Here is a 17,905-nt window from a genome sequence, read left to right on the forward strand (position 1 = left end):
TGCGGCCAAGCTAACACAGTAGCCGGCCGCCCGAGACCGGCCGCGCCCAGCAGTCGGACGGCCACAGGGGCAATCACAGGTCGGAGTTGGCCGCCGAGCAAGGGTACGACGAAACCGCCGTGACTCCGCTCGCCGGCGCATGAAACAATCGCTGGCCGTGAAGACCTTCGAGGATCTGTTCGCCGAACTCGGCGATCGTGCCCGCAACCGGCCCGCCGGCAGCGCAACGGTGGCTGCGCTGGACGCCGGCGTGCATTGGCTGGGCAAGAAGATCCTGGAGGAAGCCGGCGAGGTATGGCTGGCCGCCGAGCACGAAGCCAACGATGCCCTGGCCGAGGAGATCAGCCAGTTGCTGTACTGGACACAGGTGCTGATGATCTCGCGCGGACTGTCCCTCGACGACGTCTACCGGAAGCTGTGAGCATGTTGCGCGTGGCCGTTCCCAACAAGGGCACGTTGAGCGAGCCGGCCACCGAGATCCTGGCCGAAGCCGGCTACCGGCGCCGCACCGACTCCAAAGACCTGACCGTCGTCGACCCGGCCAACAACGTCGAGTTCTTCTTCCTTCGGCCCAAAGACATCGCCATTTACGTGGGTTCGGGAGAGCTCGACTTCGGGATCACGGGACGCGACCTGGTCCGCGATTCCGACGCACCGGTTCGGGAACGTTTGGCCCTGGGCTTCGGGTCGTCGAGTTTCCGCTACGCCGGTCCCGCCGGGCGTGATTGGACGGCGGCCGACCTGGCCGGAAAGCGGATCGCCACCGCTTATCCGAACCTCGTCCGAAAAGACTTGGCCGCCAAGGGTATTGACGCAACCGTGATCCGGCTCGACGGGGCTGTGGAGATTTCGGTGCAACTCGGGGTGGCCGACGCCATCGCCGACGTGGTGGGCTCGGGTCGCACCCTGAGCCTGCACAATCTGGTGGCATTCGGTGAGCCGCTGTGTGATTCGGAGGCGGTGCTCATCGAAGGCGCCGACCGGGACGGCGTGGAGCACAGCGAGGCACGCGATCAGTTGGTCGCCCGGGTGCAAGGCGTGGTATTCGGCCAGCAGTATCTGATGCTGGACTACGACTGTCCGCGTGCAGTGCTGCACGAGGCCACCGCGATCACGCCCGGACTGGAGTCGCCGACCATTGCTCCGCTGGCGGATCCGGAATGGGTCGCGGTCCGTGCGCTGGTGCCGCGTCGCGGCGTCAACGGCGTCATGGACCAGCTTGCCGCCATCGGGGCCAAAGCGATTCTGGCGTCCGATATCAGGTTCTGCCGATTCTGACCGCGGTAATGCCCCGTCGTGCCGTTGCTGTGTTAGCGTCCGCGGTGGGCTGATTGCCGGTGTCATCCGTGGGCGGTCTGCCGTATCGTCGCCAGGCTGTTCTTCTGTACCCGGAAGGGATTGCTGTGACGCACGTACTCGTCCTCGTCTTGGCTTTGTTGATCGGCGTGGTCGCCGGGTTGCGATCGGTGACCGCTCCCGCGGCAGTCTCCTGGGCCGGCTACCTCGGCTGGTTCCCAACGCTGCAGCACACCTGGGCATCCTGGGTGGGCAACATCGTGACGGTGGTGGCCCTCAGCGTCCTTGCGGTCGCCGAACTGGTCAACGACAAGCTCCCCAAGACGCCGCCGCGCACCGCCGCGCCGGTGTTCGCGGTCCGCATCATCCTGGGCGGGTTCGCCGGTGCGGTGATCGGCACCGCCTGGGGCTACAAGTTCGGCGGACTCGGTGCCGGCGTTGTCGGTGCGGTACTGGGTACGTTGGGTGGCTTTCACGCGCGCCGTTGGCTGGTAGCCGCCAGCGGCGGCCGCGACCTGCCGATCGCACTACTCGAGGATTCGGTCGCCGTGTTGGGCGGATTCGCCGTCGTCGCATCGGCGGCCGCGCTATGACGCAGCGGTTCGACTCGATCATCGTCGGTGCCGGCCAGGCCGGCCCGCCGCTGGCCGGCCGCCTGACGGGCGCAGGTCAGCGGGTCGCCCTCGTGGAGCGCAAGCTGATCGGCGGCACCTGCGTCAACAACGGCTGCATCCCCACCAAGACGCTGGTGGCCAGCGCCCACGCGGCCCATGTGGCCCGCCGCGGCGGCGAATACGGGATCGGCACGGGAGCGGTCAGCGTGGACATGGCGAAAGTCAAGGCCCGCAAAGACGGCGTCATGCTCAATGACCGCAAGGCCGTCGAGGACTGGTTGGAAAGCATGGACGGCTGCACCGTGTTCCGCGGGCACGCCCGATTCGAGGATGCGCACACGTTGCGAGTCGGTGATCAACTCCTGCAAGCTGACCGGATCTTCCTCAACGTCGGGGGCCGCGCCGTGGCGCCCGACATTCCCGGGCTTGCCGACGTCGAGTTCCTCACCAATGTGTCCATCCTCGAACTCGACACGCTGCCTGAGCATCTGGTGATCGTCGGCGGAAGCTACATCGCGCTGGAGTTCGCTCAGATGTATCGCCGCTTCGGAGCAAAGGTGACCGTCGTGGAGCGCGGCCCACGCCTGGCCTCCCGCGAAGACGAAGACGTCTCGGTCAGCATCAGGGAGATCCTCGAAGCCGAAGGCATCGATGTCGTCGTCAATGCCGATGATGTGCGACTTATCAAGCGGGACAATGGCTTCGGTGGCTTCGGTGGCTTCGAGCTGACTCCCAGTGCCGGTGCCGCAACCATTGCGGGTAGTCACCTGCTGCTGGCGGTAGGCCGGAAACCCAATACCGGCGACTTGGGCCTGGATGCGGCCGGTGTTCAGACCGACGCCCGCGGCTACATCGTGGTCGATGACCAGCTCAAGACCAACGTCGACCACATCTGGGCGCTGGGCGACTGTAACGGCAAGGGCGCCTTCACCCATACGTCGTACAACGACTTCGAGATCGTCGCCGCCAACCTGCTCGACGGCGACTCGCGTCGTGTCAGCGACCGCATCCTCACCTATGCCCTCTATATCGACCCGCCGCTGGGGCGCGCCGGAATGACCGTCGCTCAGGTTCGTGCGTCGGGCCGCAAGGCGCTGGTCGGTAAGCGGCCGATGACCAAAGTCGGCCGGGCCGTGGAAAAGGGTGAGACGCAAGGCTTTATGAAAATCGTGGTCGACGCGGACACCCACCAGATCTTGGGTGCGGCCATCCTCGGCGTCGGGGGAGACGAGGTCATCCACGCCATCCTGGACGTCATGTCGGCAAAAGCGCCCTACACCACGCTGTCGCGGACAATGCACATCCACCCCACGGTCAGCGAACTCGTTCCCACGATGCTGCAGGAGATGGAGCCGCTCGCCTAGGACGGCGCTGATCTAGCGGCCCGAGTTGTAGAACGCAACTGCGACTTCCCATCAGCCACATCAGGCTGCTCGGGTTTGGGGTGTTGGTCGTGTCCGCCTCACTCGGAAATTTATGGTGACCACGAATGCTGGTGGTCAACGATGTCGTCTTGCGCAGTCTTGGCTGCCTGGCTCTGTTTTCGGCACACCTTGGGCTCTGTTTTTCGGCACGCCGATACCGTACCTTCGCTCAACCCTCTTGTGATGGCAGGCGTTCGGATATGTCTCACGTGCTGACCGAGTCGGCTGTCATGCCGCTGCATCGAGTGTGCACTGGCGGGTCTGAGAGTGTATGCAGGGCGGGAAAATCCACGGTCGGCCCGCCCTGACGGCACACTCGGCGCCGTCAGCGCAGACTCGGCGCCGCCAGCGCACACTGGGCGCCGCCAGCGCACACTGGGCGCCGTCAGCCACGCACCCAACCGCACCAGCACGCGATTTCCATCTGCCCACACCGGGGCGCAGCCCCACAACCGCTTTCGGCGATAATTCCATTGGGTCCCTTAGCTTGTCGCTGAAAGGCGGGCATTTCTGATGAGTCAACGCGCATCGGGTCGGCCAGAGACCAATGTGAAAGATGTGATTGCCGGGCCCGGGCCTCCGCTGAGCGCGGTGGCTGAAGCAGCACCATCGGACTAGCCCGGCACCCGGCGCTGGACGAGGAGCGTCTGAGCCGAGGTGCCGATGAAGCCGGCCTTGTCGTAGACCTCCGCGGTGGTCACTCCCACGCCATCCGGCCCGACCGATGCGCGAGCCCGCAGCGCGAAATCGTCGCCGATCGGAAGCCGATGCAGGTGCACCACGGTGTCGGTGTTCATGAACACGAACTGATTCGGGTCCAGGACCGCACCGACACCGTTGGCGCAGTCCACCACGACCGCCAGCCGCTGCAGCGCCGTGGTGGGGTGGGTGTCGACGATGTGGGCCATCGGGGTGAACCAGGAGACGGCGCCGGATTGGCCGTCGGACTGTTGTGGACGCCAGTTGATCGCATCGAAATAGCACCCGGCATCGGCGAAGACGGCCGGAAGGGGCTCGGCGGGTCCTTCCTGCAGCGGCGGGTACCGCGCTGCTGCGACGTCGGCGGTGTCACTGACCGCCAACAGCCAGGCCGTCACCCGGGCCACCACCCTCGCGGGTCCGCCCTCGCGGTCGGCGTGCAGTTCGGCGACCATCAGGCAGACCCGCGAGCCCGGGCGTTCCACCCAGGCTCTGGCCCGCACCGGGGCCACCGGGATGGCCCCGAGGATGTCGAGGTTGAGCCTGCCGATCCGTAGCCCCGAGCCCGCCGACAGCTCTTCGATCAGCTTTGTCAGCAGGGCCAACGGAGGTGAGCCATGCTGGATTTCGGGATTCCAGTTGCTTCGCGTGTAGTCGGTGGAGTCAAAGGCCTGATAGTCACCGTCGCCGCCGAGGCGGCGGTAGAAGCAACCGTTCATGCCGCCGGTTCGGTCGGGCGCGAAACGGTGTCGGCGCCGGCGTAATCCGGCCAGCCGGGGTATGGCGGCGGCGTCCCGCCGAAGGCCGGGCAATGCGCCTGGTGCGGGCACCAATCGCACAGCCGCGACGGATTCGGACGGAAATCTCCTGATTTGCCCGCGGATTGGATCGCGCGCCAGATTGCCATCAACGTCTTCTCGAAACGCAGCAGTTCGTCACGGTCCGGCGAGTAATCCAGTACCTGGCCGTCAGCCAGATAGATGAGTCGCAATCGGGCGGGCAGCACGCCACGCGACCGGAACAGCGCCACCGCGTAGAACTTCATTTGGAACAGGGCTTTGAACTCGGCCAGCGCCCGCGCGGCCGGCGGCGCCTTACCCGTCTTGTAGTCGACCACCCGCACCTCTCCGGTCGCGGCGACGTCGATCCGGTCGATATAGCCGCGCAACAGCGTGCCGTCGGCCAGCTCCACCTCCACGCGTTGCTCGCAACATTGCGGGTCGAACCGCGTCGGGTCTTCCAGCCGGTAATACCCGGACAGTAAGGCGCGCGCCTCGTCGAGCAGTTGTTGTGGTTGCAGTTCATCGGCCAGGTCCGGCCCTCCGGAAAGCACCAGCTCCCAGGCGGAGTCCACGAGCGACCTCGCGGTCTCCGGGCCGCGCTGTACCGCGGGCAGGGCGTAGAGCTGCTCGAGTGCGGCGTGCACCACCGATCCGCGCAGCTGGGGTGCCGACGGGGCCTCGGGTAACCGGTCGATCGCCCGGAACCGGTACAGCAGCGGACATTGCTTGAAGTCGGCCGCCCGCGACGGTGACAGCGCCGGCCGGATCCCCAGATCCGCGCGCGGTGTCGGCTGGTCCGTCATGCCCGCAGCCTAGGACCGGACACTGACAACCCCGGACACCGGTTACAGCGAGTCGGCTGGCACGCTTGACGGCGTGTCAGCAACCGGTCCCTTCGCCGCCGGCGAACGCGTGCAGCTGACCGACGCCAAGGGGCGGCACTACACGATGGTGCTCACCCCGGGCAGCGAGTTCCACACCCACCGCGGCTCGATCGCCCACGATGCGGTAATCGGGCTGCAGCAGGGCAGCGTGGTCAAATCCAGCAACGGCGCGTTGTTCCTGGTGCTGCGCCCGCTGCTGGTCGACTACGTGATGTCGATGCCGCGCGGGCCGCAGGTGATCTACCCCAAAGACGCCGCTCAGATCGTGCACGAGGGCGACATCTTTCCCGGCGCCCGGGTGCTGGAGGCGGGTGCCGGGTCCGGCGCGCTGACCCTGTCGTTGTTGCGGGCGGTCGGGCCGGAAGGGCAGGTGATCTCCTACGAGCAACGTGCCGATCATGCCGAACACGCCCGCCGCAACGTGACGACTTTCTACGGCGGGGCTCCGCAGAACTGGCGGCTGATCGTGTGCGACGTCGCCGACTCCGACCTGCCCGACGGTTCGTGCGACCGGGCAGTGCTGGACATGCTGGCGCCGTGGGAGGTGTTGGACTCGGTGGCGCGGTTGGTGTCGGCGGGCGGGGTGCTGGTGATCTACGTGGCCACCGTCACCCAACTCTCCAGGATCGTCGAGGCGCTGCGGGCTCAACAATGTTGGACCGAACCGCGGTCGTGGGAGACGTTGCAGCGCGGCTGGAATGTCGTCGGGCTGGCCGTGCGGCCGCAGCATTCGATGCGCGGTCACACCGCGTTTCTGGTGGCTGCCCGCCGGCTGGCGCCCGGAGCCGTCGCTCCTGCGCCGCTTGGTCGCAAGCGCCCGGGACGTGACGGTTAGTCTTGCTAATCGTCACTGCGGTGCAGACTCCGGCGCACCGACAGCAGCTCGAACTCGGGGTGTGCGGCTACCAGCCGTTCGGCAGCGTCGAGGACGTCGACGGCGTGGTTGCGGTCCCCGGAAACCACGGCCACTCCGATGCCCGCGCGTCGGTAAAGGTCTCGCGACCCCGTCTCGGCGGCCGACACGCTGAACTTGCGTTGCAGCTCGGCGACAACGGGACGAACCACCGATCGTTTTTGCTTCAGTGATCGCACGTCACCGAGCAGCACGTCGAACTCGAGCCAGCCGATCCACATCTGCGCGCTCAGCCGGACGGCGTCGGAGAGGGCGGGTTGGGCTCCGGGGCCGGTGCGGGGCTGGGTTCTGTTGCCGGCACAGCGGCCGGCGGCGGGCCGGGACCCGGTGACGAGACTCGAGAACTGCTGAGGGCCAACAACATCTCCGCGGTTCGCCGGGATAGCTGCCAGCCGCCCTGGTCGGGTTTGAATTCCATCGGGAAAGTGAATTCGTGATTGTCGGGTTTGGCTGTGGTGACGACGATGGTGACCGTCACGCTGGACGGGTCCACGTCTGACCACGCGACGTTGCTCGCCGCGAAACTCAGTGGCAGGTAGCCGCCGTCTCGGGCAGCGGTGGTGAACCGGTCCAGGGCGGCTGCCGTCTCCGGGGATGCGCCCTCGACGAGGTTTACCTTGTCGGCTCCGGCAACCGCCGTGTCGGCCAGCCTGGACAACACCTCGACCAAGGCGTCGGCCGAAGGTAGGGAAGCGGCTGGCCTTAGCGCGACCGCGGTGGACGTGGTGGGCAGCACCGACGGTACAGCGGACGTCGCGGACTCGTGCCGTGAACACCCCGCGAGCCCCGTCGCCGACACGATGGCGACGACGCTCGCGGCCATGCAGGCTCTGCAGAGGTGGCGGTGCATCCAGTAGCCCGCCCGGCTATCGGCGATACACGGCGAGTCGCGGAAAGGAAGCCCACACTGCAATGGACGTCACACCGCCGGCTCCGGCACCGACGCGAGCGCCGGCCGCGCTGGCCGTGGCAAGAGATTTCACGGTGGCGGCGCTCCTTTCGATCGGGCCGAGTGGAAGCCGAGATTACCAGCGCGAAACAACTTGTTATTTCCGGCGGCATTTGGTTCCGCACATGAACTCGCCATGGCCGGTAGCGTTGAGGTATCCGCCGCACCCCTCCCGGTGCGGGAAAGGAGGGCAACATGGCTGAATCAGAGCGTTCTGAAGCATTCGGGACACCCCGCGATATGCCCCTGCCCAGCACCGATGCTGCCGAACTGGAACAGCTGCGGCGTGAAGCCGCGCTACTGCGCGAACAACTGGAGAACGCGCTCGCACACCAGAGCCCGTCGCGACCCGCCCGCGATGTGCATCAGCTCGAAGCCCGTATCGACTCCCTTGCCGCGCGCAATTCGAAATTAATGGAAACTCTTAAAGAAGCCCGCCAGCAATTGCTGGCGCTGCGTGAGGAGGTCGACCGGCTGGGGCAGCCGCCCAGCGGCTACGGCGTGCTGCTGGGCACCCACGACGACGAAACCGTCGACGTCTTCACATCGGGTCGCAAGATGCGCCTGACATGCTCTCCGAACATCGACGCCAAGTCCCTCAAGAAGGGCCAAACGGTCCGGCTCAACGAGGCGTTGACCGTCGTCGAGGCCGGCAGGTTCGAATCGGTAGGCGAGATTTCCACCTTGCGTGAGATCCTCGCCGACGGTCACCGGGCCCTGGTGGTCGGCCACGCCGACGAGGAACGCATCGTGTGGCTGGCCGAGCCGTTGGTCGCCGAGGACCTGCCCGACGGCGCTCCCTCTAACGATGGGGCTCTCAACGACGACACCCGCCCGCGCAAACTGCGCCCCGGCGACTCGCTGTTGGTCGACACCAAGGCCGGGTATGCCTTCGAGCGCATCCCCAAAGCCGAGGTCGAGGACCTGGTGCTGGAAGAGGTGCCGGATGTCAGCTACGAGGACATCGGTGGCCTGACTCGCCAGATCGAACAGATCCGCGACGCGGTGGAACTGCCCTTCTTGCATAAGGAGCTGTACCGCGAGTACGCGCTGCGCCCGCCAAAGGGCGTTTTGTTGTACGGCCCGCCCGGCTGCGGTAAAACCTTGATCGCCAAGGCGGTGGCCAACTCCCTGGCCAAGAAGATGGCCGAGGTTCGCGGCGACGACGCCCGCGAGGCCAAGTCGTACTTCCTCAACATCAAGGGCCCCGAACTGCTGAACAAGTTCGTCGGCGAGACCGAGCGCCACATTCGGCTGATCTTCCAGCGGGCCCGGGAGAAGGCCTCCGAAGGCACGCCGGTGATCGTGTTCTTCGACGAGATGGACTCGATCTTCCGCACCCGCGGCACCGGGGTCTCCTCCGATGTCGAGACGACGGTGGTCCCGCAGTTGCTCAGCGAGATCGACGGGGTGGAAGGGCTGGAGAACGTCATTGTGATCGGCGCCTCCAACCGCGAGGACATGATCGACCCGGCGATCCTGCGGCCCGGACGTCTCGACGTGAAGATCAAGATCGAACGCCCGGATGCTGAAGCGGCGCAAGACATCTTCTCGAAGTACCTGACCGAGGCGCTGCCGTTGCACGCCGACGACCTCGCCGAGTTCGGCGGCGACCGCACCGTCTGCATCAAGGCGATGATCGAGAAAGTCGTCGAGCGTATGTACGCCGAGATCGACGACAACCGGTTCCTGGAGGTCACCTATGCCAACGGTGACAAGGAAGTCATGTACTTCAAGGACTTCAACTCCGGGGCAATGATCCAAAACGTCGTCGACCGGGCGAAGAAGAACGCGATCAAGTCGGTGCTCGAGACGGGGCAGCCCGGCCTACGGATTCAGCATCTGCTCGACTCGATCGTCGACGAGTTCGCCGAGAATGAGGACCTGCCCAACACCACCAACCCCGATGACTGGGCGCGGATTTCGGGCAAGAAGGGCGAGCGGATCGTCTACATCCGCACCCTGGTCACCGGCAAGTCGTCGAGCGCCAGCCGGGCTATCGACACCGAGTCGAACCTGGGCCAGTACCTGTAGCGCTTCAGGCCATCACCAGCGAATAGCTGTTGGCGAGGTCGTCCTGCAGGACGCGGGCGGCGCGGGCGGTGGTGTCGATGCGCAGCTCGTCGGTGAGCCTGCGCGGCTGATAGGTCCACCCGCTGGGCAGGTTCAGCCGGTCCGCCAGCTTGGCTAGGTCGGCTCGGGACAGGTTGGGGTCGACCACCTGGCTCCAGGTCTGCATGACCCAGCGCTGCCCTGCGGGGTCGTGCAGTTCGTAGATCTCTTCGCCGGCGTTGAAGATGAAGACGGTGTTCCGGCTGACCTGGTTGACGGTGTAGGGTGCGGGGTTCATCGACGACAACAAGACCGTGGCCTGCCGGAGCATGTCGATCCCGCCGAAGCTCTTGACCACCGGCGGACCCTGAGGCGCCTTTTCGATGGCGTTCATCAGCCAGTAGCGTGGACCGTTGAGCAGAGCGGCCGCGGCACCATGTTCGGTAGCGATCGCCTTCGGGTCCAGTGCCGACCACAGCTCGGCGGGACAGTCGTTGAGCGGGAAGCTGTTGTAGACGGTCGCCTGCGGACCTGCCTCGCCGGGGGTGACCAGAAGTACTTCGCCATAACGCTTCCCGGACAAGTCGGCTGGCGGTTCCAATACGACTGCTCCGTCTTCGGTGGTGGACATCAGGCGAAATTAATCACTGGGGTCAGCGGCGTCAACACTGGACTTGCCGGCGATGCTGGCGCGATAACGGTTACGGGCGATCAAGGTGGCATGGAGATCGCAGATCAGGGGGTCGACGAACATGGTGCGGTATTCGGCGTCATCGACCGCGCGGGCGCTGATGTACATGAAGGTCAACGCGCCCAGGAAGAGGCACAGGTGGATCAGCGAATCCGGCACCGGAAACGTCAAACCTGACACGGACGAGCTGCTGGGCGCGCCTCGGGTCCATTCATCGAGCAACGCCGAGCTCAGCACGATCAGCCCGAGTGTCACGTAGATCACCGCGGTGAGCAGTGCCACCACCATGATCTGCACCAGTTGTGAGACGGCCAGCACGAAGACCATGTTGATGCGTTCTGTCCTGGTCAGCGGCGGGCTGCGGACAGCATCTGGCATCGTCGCAAACGGTGTGTCGGCCAGCTGTTCGCAGTCTCTGGGCAGCGCCGCGGGTGACTGCAGCATGGGCCGGACGCGCTCCTTGGTAGCCGAGACGACGAATGCGGCCGCGATGCTGAGCAGAAAACCGATGGCGAGTCCCAGTCGGCCCGCACCGATCGTGGCGGCCATCAGCCAAATGTTGCCGTTGAAGAACACCAATGTGGTCAGTAGTACGACCGGCAACGCCCGGACCGCCAAAGCCCCCATCATGGCGAGTTGCGAGACGGTGGTGCGCAGCGCCCAGCCGACTACCGATCCGACACCAGTGGCGGTCAGCAGCAGCACGACTGCCGTGAAGATCGCTGCGTCCGGCAGACGGGACGGGTCTGTTTCGATGACGATCACGACGCTCACGATGCTGAGCGCTACGGTCGCCGCGATCGCACGTTTACGGCTGTCCGACATCCGAGACACCAGCCAGCCGACCATGACAATCGGAACGGGTGCCAGCGCGACGAGCGTCAGAACGACCCAATCTCGCGGGGTGGGGTTCTCGCCGATGTTGACATCTTCGCCGTTGGTGATCAGGAACAACGGGAAAGTCCAGCAGTGAAGCGCCGCATATGCCGCCAGGGCGGGCGCCGACCTGGACCACAGCCGTCGCCAACGGGACCGCCTCGTCAGCACAGCCGGCAGGCCGCGCTGCAAGAACCAGCTTTCAGCCGCGGCAATCGCCGGTGATTGGCGCGTCGGAAGGCGGCCCGGGGAGACTTTCATGCCGGCTTACCCTAGTCCTCAAATAAGCGAGCCGGACCCGTCACGCCGGGTGCAGTGGCGAAATGCGTAGACCGGGTGCCTAATTCAGGTGGCTGCAGATCAGTCGCTCGGTCTCGTTTCCGTCGATGACGCCGTCGCTCCGTTTGTGCATGTAGTCAAAGATCGTCGATTCGGCGATTTGGACGGTCTGGCCCGCATGCAGGCCCAGGCTGCTGCCCGGCTCGTTGACGAGGAACCCGGTGATCGCGTCATCGGTCCAGCTCGCGACCTCCACCCCACATCCACTCCCGGATGCCACCCACCTTCGAAGGGGGCTTTCAGGTCCAGGAATTCACCGGGTGCCAGCCCGTCATCGCGTGCCGCCTAGCGTGAACATCCTCACCGGTCCCGCGATCAAAGGTGAGCTCGAGGAGCCGGTTGTCGGGATCACCGTCTTCGGGCGTCCCCACTTTCAGGGTGAGCGGCGCCGTCTCGGTGCCAGCGGAACTAATGGGCGGAGATCGAGATCAAACTCTCCGCGCCGTTGGACGACGAATCTGGACGACGAATCCGTCGGTGATCACCTGACACAACGAACTGACCAGATCTCCGACCTGCGGGCTGACCGACTGCGGCAACTGGTTCACCACGACGTCGGGCAGTCCGAATTTCGCCATGCCGGGCGTGACCACCCGCATATGGCCGCCGGTCTAGCGCGGCCTGGGTGGCTTGCAGCGCCGCCATCTGCTGCGGGCTCACTCCGTGACTGCCGATTGCCCGCCTCCTCAACGGCCCGCTACGCGGGCCGCCTCGTCGCCGGGCTAGCCCGATTGCCCGCCTCCTCAACGGCCCGCTACGCGGGCCGCCTCGTCGCCGGGCCTAGCCCGATTGCCCGCCTCCTCAACGGCCCGCTACGCGGGCCGCCTCGTCGCCGGGCCTAGGCTCTAAAGCATGCAACGGATTATCGGCACGGAGGTCGAGTACGGCATCTCATCGCCGTCGGACCCGACCGCCAACCCGATCCTCACCTCGACGCAGGCGGTGCTGGCCTATGCCGCTGCCGCCGGCATTCAGCGCGCCAAACGCACCCGCTGGGACTACGAGGTGGAGTCGCCGTTGCGGGACGCCCGGGGCTTCGACCTGAGCCGTACGGTGGGCCCGCCGCCGGTGGTCGACGCGGACGAGGTGGGGGCGGCCAACATGATTTTGACCAACGGGGCGCGGCTCTACGTCGACCACGCGCACCCCGAGTACTCCGCGCCCGAGTGCACCGACCCGCTCGACGCGGTGATCTGGGACAAGGCCGGTGAGCGGGTGATGGAGGCGGCCGCGCGCCACGTTGCCAGCGTCCCCGGCGCTGCGAAACTGCAGCTCTACAAGAACAACGTCGACGGCAAGGGCGCATCCTACGGGTCCCACGAGAACTATCTGATGTCTCGCCAAACGCCGTTCTCGGCCATTATCGCCGGGCTCACCCCGTTTCTGGTATCCCGCCAGGTGGTGACCGGCTCCGGCCGGGTCGGTATCGGGCCCTCCGGCGACGAGCCGGGATTCCAGCTGTCGCAGCGCGCCGACTACATCGAGGTCGAGGTCGGGCTGGAGACGACGCTGAAACGCGGCATCATCAACACCCGCGACGAACCGCACGCCGATGCCGACCGGTACCGGCGGCTGCACGTCATCATCGGCGATGCCAACCTTGCCGAAACGTCGACCTACCTCAAGCTCGGCACCACGGCGCTGGTGCTCGATCTGATCGAAGACGGGGTTGACCTCACCGATCTGGCGTTGGCCCGGCCGGTGCGCGCGGTCCATGCGATCAGTCGTGATCCCTCATTGCGCCAGACCGTGGCCCTGGTGGACGGCCGTGAAATGACCGGTCTAGCGCTGCAACGGGCGTATCTGGACCGGGTGGCCAAGCTGGTCGACAGCCGCGACCCCGACTCTCGGGCGTCCGACATCGTGGAAACCTGGACGCACGTGCTCGACCTGCTCGAGCGCGACCCGATGGAATGCGCCGAGTTGCTGGACTGGCCGGCTAAGCTGCGGCTGCTCGACGGTTTCCGGCACCGGGAGAATCTGAGCTGGTCGGCTCCCCGGTTGCATCTGGTCGACCTCCAGTATTCCGATGTCCGGCTGGACAAAGGCCTGTACAACCGCTTGGTGGCCCGCGGTTCGATGAAGCGGCTGGTCAGCGAACACCAGGTGCTCGAGGCGGTGGACAACCCGCCCACCGACACGCGGGCGTACTTCCGCGGCGAATGTCTGCGCAGGTTCGGTGCCGATATCGCCGCCGCCAGCTGGGACTCGGTCATTTTCGACCTCGGCGGTGACTCGCTGGTGCGGATACCCACGCTCGAGCCGCTGCGGGGCAGCAAAGCCCACGTCGGCGCGCTGCTGGAGTCCGTGGACAGCGCCGCCGAACTGGTGGAACAACTCACCAGCTGAGATCCGTTAGCACGGCAGGGAGCGTAAACACGGAAACGTCGGCGCTGACCGGTACTGTTAGAGAAAGACCAGCGGGCGTGCGGTACGGCGCCCGCGGCCTGTGAGCAGGCCATGACGAGAGCAGGAGGCGGCGATGGCTCAGGAGCAGACCAAACGTGGCGGTGGCGGCGGAGACGACGACGACTTCGCCGGCAGCACTGCTGCGGGCCAGGAGCGTCGCGAAAAGCTGGCCGAGGAAACGGACGATCTGCTCGATGAGATTGACGACGTGCTCGAGGAGAACGCCGAAGACTTCGTCCGCGCGTACGTCCAAAAGGGCGGACAGTGACCTGGCCGTTGCCTGATCGCTTATCCCTTAAATCGGCACTTTCCGGATCCGCTGTAGACCTCTCCTCATTCGCTGACTTCTTGCGCCGCCAGGCGCCGGAATTGTTGCCAGCAAACCTCGGCGTCGGCGTACCATCCGCCGGTGCACAGCTGCCGCACGGCACTACCATCGTCGCGCTGAAGTACCCCGGTGGCGTCGTCATCGCCGGGGACCGGCGCTCGACCCAGGGCAACATGATCGCCGGGCGCGACGTGAAAAAGGTGTACATCACCGACGACTACACGGCCACCGGCATCGCCGGCACCGCAGCGGTCGCCGTCGAGTTCGCCCGCCTGTACGCCGTCGAACTCGAGCACTACGAGAAGCTCGAAGGGGTGCCGCTGACGTTCGCCGGCAAGGTCAACCGGCTCGCGATCATGGTGCGCGGCAACCTGGCGGCAGCGATGCAGGGCCTGGTGGCGCTGCCGTTGCTGGCGGGCTACGACATGCATGCCTCCGACCCGCAGACCGCGGGGCGGATCGTCTCGTTCGATGCCGCCGGTGGCTGGAACATCGAGGAAGAAGGCTACCAATCGGTGGGCTCGGGATCGATCTTCGCCAAGTCGTCGATTAAGAAGCTCTATTCTCAAGTCACCGATGCCGATTCCGCGTTGCGGGTGGCGGTGGAGTCGCTCTACGACGCCGCCGACGACGACTCGGCCACCGGCGGCCCGGATCTGGTCCGCGGCATCTACCCGACCGCGGTCACCATCGACGCCGACGGTGCCACGGACGTGCCGGAGAGCCGGATCGCCGAGCTGGCCCGGGAAGTCATCGAAAGCCGTTCGCGCGCTGACACTTTCGGTCCAAATGGCGGTGAGAAGTGAGCTTCCCATATTTCATATCGCCTGAGCAGGCGATGCGCGAGCGCAGCGAGCTCGCGCGTAAGGGAATCGCGCGCGGCAAGAGTGTGGTGGCGCTGGCCTACGCCGGTGGTGTGGTGTTCGTCGCGGAGAACCCATCGCGGTCACTGCAGAAAATCAGCGAACTCTACGACCGGGTGGGCTTTGCCGCCGCGGGCAAGTTCAACGAATTCGACAATCTGCGCCGCAGCGGCATCACATTCGCCGACACCCGCGGCTACGCCTACGACCGCCGCGACGTCACCGGCCGCCAGCTGGCCAATGCCTACGCGCAGACGCTGGGCACCATCTTCACCGAGCAGGCCAAACCCTACGAAGTCGAGCTGTGCGTGGCCGAGGTTGCCCATTACGGCGAAACCAAGCCGCCCGAGCTGTACCGGATCACCTACGACGGATCGATCGCCGACGAGCCGCATTTCGTGGTGATGGGCGGCACCACCGAGCCGATCGTCAACGCCCTCAAGGAGTCCTACGCCGAAAACGCCGACTTGCACGACGCGTTGCGAATCGCGGTGCAGGCGTTGCGGGCGAGCAGTGCCGACACCTCAGGTAACGGTCCGCCCGCCCTCGGTGTGGCCAACCTGGAGGTGGCCATCCTCGACGCCAACCGGCCGCGTCGGGCTTTTCGCCGGATCACCGGCGCCCAGCTGGAAACGCTGCTGCAGAAATCGGATGCCAAGGCCTCCAAGGTCGCTAAGGCATCCAAGGCCGTCAAGGATTCCAAGGACTCCACGGACGCGAAATCGTCGGAGTAGGCGAGGACTAGGCGGCCAGCTGCTTGGCCAGTTCGGCTTTGCTGGCGCCCGGCTCTCGGGCACGGGTAGGCGCCCTCAGCAACCCGGCTAGCCCACGGCTAGCCCATGGATTTGGGGAATACGCAGCAGTGGCACCCGGAGCGAGATAACATTTGCTCCTGCCGATTCATCCATTGCGACCGGCCCGCCATGAGATGGGAGGTCCCAGATGTCGTTTGTGATCGCGGCGCCGGAGGCGTTGCTGGCGGCCGCCAATGATTTGGCCGGAATTGGATCGGTGATCAGCGCGGCGAACGTGGCGGCGGCGCTGCCGACAACGGGCGTGCTGGCCGCAGGCGCCGATGAGGTGTCGACGGGCATCGCGGGAATCTTCGGTGCGCACGCCCTGAGCTATCAAGCCGTCAGCGCGCAGACGGCGGCGTTTCATGACCAGTTCGTGCGGGCCTTGACCGCCGGTGGGGGTGCGTATGCCAGCGCCGAGGCGGCCAACGTCCAGCAGAATCTGCTGAATGCGGTGAACGCGCCCGTCCAGGCCCTGGTGGGGCGACCGCTGATCGGCGACGGCGCCGACGGCGGGACCGTCGGGGGGGTTGGCCAGCCCGGCCGGCCCGGCGGAATCCTGTACGGCAACGGTGGCAACGGCGGGGACAGCACGAGCCCCGGTGTCGCCGGTGGTAACGGCGGGGCGGCCGGGCTGATCGGCAACGGCGGTAACGGCGGCAAGGGCGCCGCCGGCGCGGCCGGCCCAGCAGGTGCGGCTGGCGGCGCTGGCGGTAGCGGCGGCAACGGTGGCGCCGCTGGGCTGCTGTATGGCAACGGCGGGGCCGGCGGGGCCGGTGGGAACGGCGGGACGGGTGGCCCCGACGTCGGCACCGGGGGCGGCGCCGGCGGCCAGGGCGGCGCGGGCGGCTTGGGCGCCGCGGCCGGGTTGATCGGCAACGGCGGGGCCGGCGGGGCCGGTGGTGATGGCGGGGCTGGTGCGCCCGGGAGCGGCCTCTTCAGCGTTGGTGGCAGCGGTGGCAATGGTGGCTTCGGTCAGTTCGGCGGCGGCGGTGGGCTGCTGTACGGCAACGGCGGTGCCGGTGGCGCCGGCGGCCACGGCGGAAGCTTCGGCGCCGGCGGTTTCGTGAACGGCTTCGGCGGCTACGGCGGCAGCGGCGGGCTAGGCGGCGACGCCGGGCTGTTCGGCACCGGCGGCGACGGCGGCGACGGCGGCGGTGCCGGGGCCGGCTCGCATTTGCTTCCGCCGGGCAGCCACGGCGGGGCCGGCGGGGCCGGCGGGTGGCTGTACGGCGACGGCGGCGACGGCGGGAGCGGCGGTGACGGCGGGCTGCCGTTCATCGGGACAGGTGCCGGTCGCGGCGGCGACGCCCGGCTGATCGGCAACGGCGGCAATGGCGGCAGCGGCGGGGTCGGCGCGCCCGGCTCCGTCAGCAGTGGCGGCATCGGCGGCAACGGCAACCCGGGCGGCGACGGCGGCAACGGTGGCTGGTTGTACGGCAATGGTGGCGCCGGCGGGGCCGCCGGCCAGGGCGGGCCCGGCACCACCGGGGCCGGTGGCACCGGCGGTACCGGCGGTCGCGGCGGCAACGCCATTCTGATTGGCAACGGTGGCGCCGGTGGGGCGGGGGCGGCCGGCGGACCCGGCATTTCGATCGGGCTCGCTGGGCCTGGGGGTAACGGCGGTACCCGCGGGCTGTTGCTCGGTCAGCCCGGCGCGCCCGGCCCACCCGGCTGAGGCAAACCGCCGCACTTGACAGCATGCTGTCAATGATCTTGATGCTATGCTGCCAAACATGCGGACGACGGTGACGTTGGACGACGACGTCGAGCAGTTGGTGCGGCGACGGATGGCCGAGCGGCAGGTGTCCTTCAAGAAAGCGCTCAACGACGCCATACGAGACGGCGCCTCCGGCCGGCCCGCGCCGCGCCGGTTCAGCACGCGCACGGCAGACTTGGGTGTCCCCGCGGTCAATCTCGACCGGGCCTTGCAGCTTGCGGCCGACATCGAGGACGAAGAACTCGTGCGTCGTCAGCGACGTCGGTCATGAG

General features: G+C 66.8%; 20 protein-coding genes. 12 read left to right on the forward strand and 8 right to left on the reverse strand.

Annotated elements, in window-relative coordinates:
* Nucleotides 1–139 precede the first annotated feature (139 nt).
* The 4 genes from AWC07_RS16245 to AWC07_RS16260 all read left to right on the forward strand — a co-directional run bounded on the left by AWC07_RS16245 (nucleotide 140) and on the right by AWC07_RS16260 (nucleotide 3,274).
* Nucleotides 140–421 (forward strand): phosphoribosyl-ATP diphosphatase, encoded by a 282-nt coding sequence (locus AWC07_RS16245; protein WP_036413187.1) that lies wholly within the window; start codon nucleotides 140–142, stop codon nucleotides 419–421.
* Between the two features lie 2 nt (nucleotides 422–423).
* Nucleotides 424–1,278, forward strand: coding sequence for an ATP phosphoribosyltransferase (hisG, locus tag AWC07_RS16250; RefSeq protein ID WP_036413189.1), 855 nt, complete (start codon nucleotides 424–426; stop codon nucleotides 1,276–1,278).
* Nucleotides 1,279–1,403: 125 nt separating this feature from the next.
* Complete coding sequence (locus AWC07_RS16255) at nucleotides 1,404–1,889, forward strand: membrane protein (protein WP_036413191.1); 486 nt, start codon at nucleotides 1,404–1,406, stop codon at nucleotides 1,887–1,889.
* Nucleotides 1,886–3,274, forward strand: a complete 1,389-nt coding sequence (locus AWC07_RS16260; RefSeq protein ID WP_036413193.1) for an FAD-containing oxidoreductase — start codon at nucleotides 1,886–1,888, stop codon at nucleotides 3,272–3,274. The genes AWC07_RS16255 and AWC07_RS16260 overlap by 4 nt, the downstream gene beginning before the upstream one ends.
* Before the next feature lie 674 nt (nucleotides 3,275–3,948).
* On the opposite strand, the gene AWC07_RS16265 is transcribed toward AWC07_RS16260, so the two are convergent.
* Together AWC07_RS16265 and AWC07_RS16270 are read right to left on the reverse strand one after the other, a co-directional pair.
* A complete protein-coding gene (locus AWC07_RS16265) occupies nucleotides 3,949–4,752 on the reverse strand; it encodes a thioesterase family protein (protein ID WP_036413195.1) in 804 nt (267 codons plus the stop codon).
* Nucleotides 4,749–5,618, reverse strand: coding sequence for a RecB family exonuclease (locus AWC07_RS16270; RefSeq protein WP_036413197.1), 870 nt, complete (start codon nucleotides 5,616–5,618; stop codon nucleotides 4,749–4,751). Before AWC07_RS16270 ends, AWC07_RS16265 begins: the two co-directional genes overlap by 4 nt.
* A gap of 73 nt (nucleotides 5,619–5,691) precedes the next feature.
* Between AWC07_RS16270 and trmI the strand changes: the two genes are divergently transcribed.
* Nucleotides 5,692–6,534 carry a tRNA (adenine(58)-N(1))-methyltransferase TrmI gene (trmI, locus tag AWC07_RS16275; RefSeq protein ID WP_036418385.1) on the forward strand — a complete coding sequence of 281 codons (843 nt, stop codon included), beginning with the start codon at nucleotides 5,692–5,694 and terminating at the stop codon, nucleotides 6,532–6,534.
* A 5-nt stretch (nucleotides 6,535–6,539) separates the two neighbouring features.
* Here the strand turns inward: trmI and AWC07_RS16280 are convergent, their stop codons facing one another.
* On the reverse strand, nucleotides 6,540–6,833 hold the full coding sequence (locus AWC07_RS16280; RefSeq protein WP_036418388.1) for a DUF503 domain-containing protein: 294 nt from the start codon (nucleotides 6,831–6,833) through the stop codon (nucleotides 6,540–6,542).
* A gap of 8 nt (nucleotides 6,834–6,841) precedes the next feature.
* Nucleotides 6,842–7,462, reverse strand: coding sequence for a lipoprotein LppK (gene lppK / locus AWC07_RS16285; protein WP_036418390.1), 621 nt, complete (start codon nucleotides 7,460–7,462; stop codon nucleotides 6,842–6,844).
* A 294-nt stretch (nucleotides 7,463–7,756) separates the two neighbouring features.
* Here lppK and arc point away from each other — a divergent pair, with 294 nt between their 5' ends.
* Entirely contained in the window at nucleotides 7,757–9,595 is a 1,839-nt protein-coding gene (gene arc, locus AWC07_RS16290; RefSeq protein WP_085105143.1) for a proteasome ATPase, read from the forward strand.
* Nucleotides 9,596–9,599: 4 nt separating this feature from the next.
* Here the strand turns inward: arc and AWC07_RS16295 are convergent, their stop codons facing one another.
* From AWC07_RS16295 to AWC07_RS28820, 4 genes are all read right to left on the reverse strand, one after another.
* Nucleotides 9,600–10,244 carry a hypothetical protein gene (locus AWC07_RS16295; RefSeq protein WP_051507802.1) on the reverse strand — a complete coding sequence of 215 codons (645 nt, stop codon included), beginning with the start codon at nucleotides 10,242–10,244 and terminating at the stop codon, nucleotides 9,600–9,602.
* Nucleotides 10,245–10,253: 9 nt separating this feature from the next.
* Nucleotides 10,254–11,441: a hypothetical protein gene (locus tag AWC07_RS16300; protein WP_208622432.1), complete on the reverse strand. Its 1,188-nt coding sequence runs from the start codon at nucleotides 11,439–11,441 to the stop codon at nucleotides 10,254–10,256.
* A 79-nt stretch (nucleotides 11,442–11,520) separates the two neighbouring features.
* Entirely contained in the window at nucleotides 11,521–11,715 is a 195-nt protein-coding gene (locus AWC07_RS28815; RefSeq protein ID WP_051507803.1) for a DUF2314 domain-containing protein, read from the reverse strand.
* Nucleotides 11,716–11,947: 232 nt separating this feature from the next.
* Complete coding sequence (locus tag AWC07_RS28820; protein ID WP_244187611.1) at nucleotides 11,948–12,118, reverse strand: hypothetical protein; 171 nt, start codon at nucleotides 12,116–12,118, stop codon at nucleotides 11,948–11,950.
* A 253-nt stretch (nucleotides 12,119–12,371) separates the two neighbouring features.
* Here AWC07_RS28820 and dop point away from each other — a divergent pair, with 253 nt between their 5' ends.
* The 6 genes from dop (at nucleotide 12,372) to AWC07_RS16335 (ending at nucleotide 17,904) form a co-directional block, all read left to right on the forward strand.
* Nucleotides 12,372–13,868 carry a pup deamidase/depupylase gene (gene dop, locus AWC07_RS16310; RefSeq protein WP_036409991.1) on the forward strand — a complete coding sequence of 499 codons (1,497 nt, stop codon included), beginning with the start codon at nucleotides 12,372–12,374 and terminating at the stop codon, nucleotides 13,866–13,868.
* 133 nt (nucleotides 13,869–14,001) lie between these two features.
* Complete coding sequence (locus tag AWC07_RS16315; RefSeq protein ID WP_023364687.1) at nucleotides 14,002–14,196, forward strand: ubiquitin-like protein Pup; 195 nt, start codon at nucleotides 14,002–14,004, stop codon at nucleotides 14,194–14,196.
* Nucleotides 14,193–15,062 carry a proteasome subunit beta gene (gene prcB, locus AWC07_RS16320; protein WP_036409992.1) on the forward strand — a complete coding sequence of 290 codons (870 nt, stop codon included), beginning with the start codon at nucleotides 14,193–14,195 and terminating at the stop codon, nucleotides 15,060–15,062. The genes AWC07_RS16315 and prcB overlap by 4 nt, the downstream gene beginning before the upstream one ends.
* A complete protein-coding gene (prcA, locus tag AWC07_RS16325; RefSeq protein WP_036409994.1) occupies nucleotides 15,059–15,853 on the forward strand; it encodes a proteasome subunit alpha in 795 nt (264 codons plus the stop codon). The genes prcB and prcA overlap by 4 nt, the downstream gene beginning before the upstream one ends.
* Nucleotides 15,854–16,061: 208 nt before the next feature.
* Entirely contained in the window at nucleotides 16,062–17,591 is a 1,530-nt protein-coding gene (locus tag AWC07_RS16330; RefSeq protein WP_036409996.1) for a PE family protein, read from the forward strand.
* 58 nt (nucleotides 17,592–17,649) lie between these two features.
* Nucleotides 17,650–17,904 (forward strand): hypothetical protein, encoded by a 255-nt coding sequence (locus AWC07_RS16335; RefSeq protein WP_036410005.1) that lies wholly within the window; start codon nucleotides 17,650–17,652, stop codon nucleotides 17,902–17,904.
* Nucleotide 17,905: the final 1 nt, after the last annotated feature.

The sequence above is a fragment of the Mycobacterium gastri genome, from assembly GCF_002102175.1.
GTDB classification, from domain to species: Bacteria; Actinomycetota; Actinomycetes; order Mycobacteriales; family Mycobacteriaceae; genus Mycobacterium; species Mycobacterium gastri.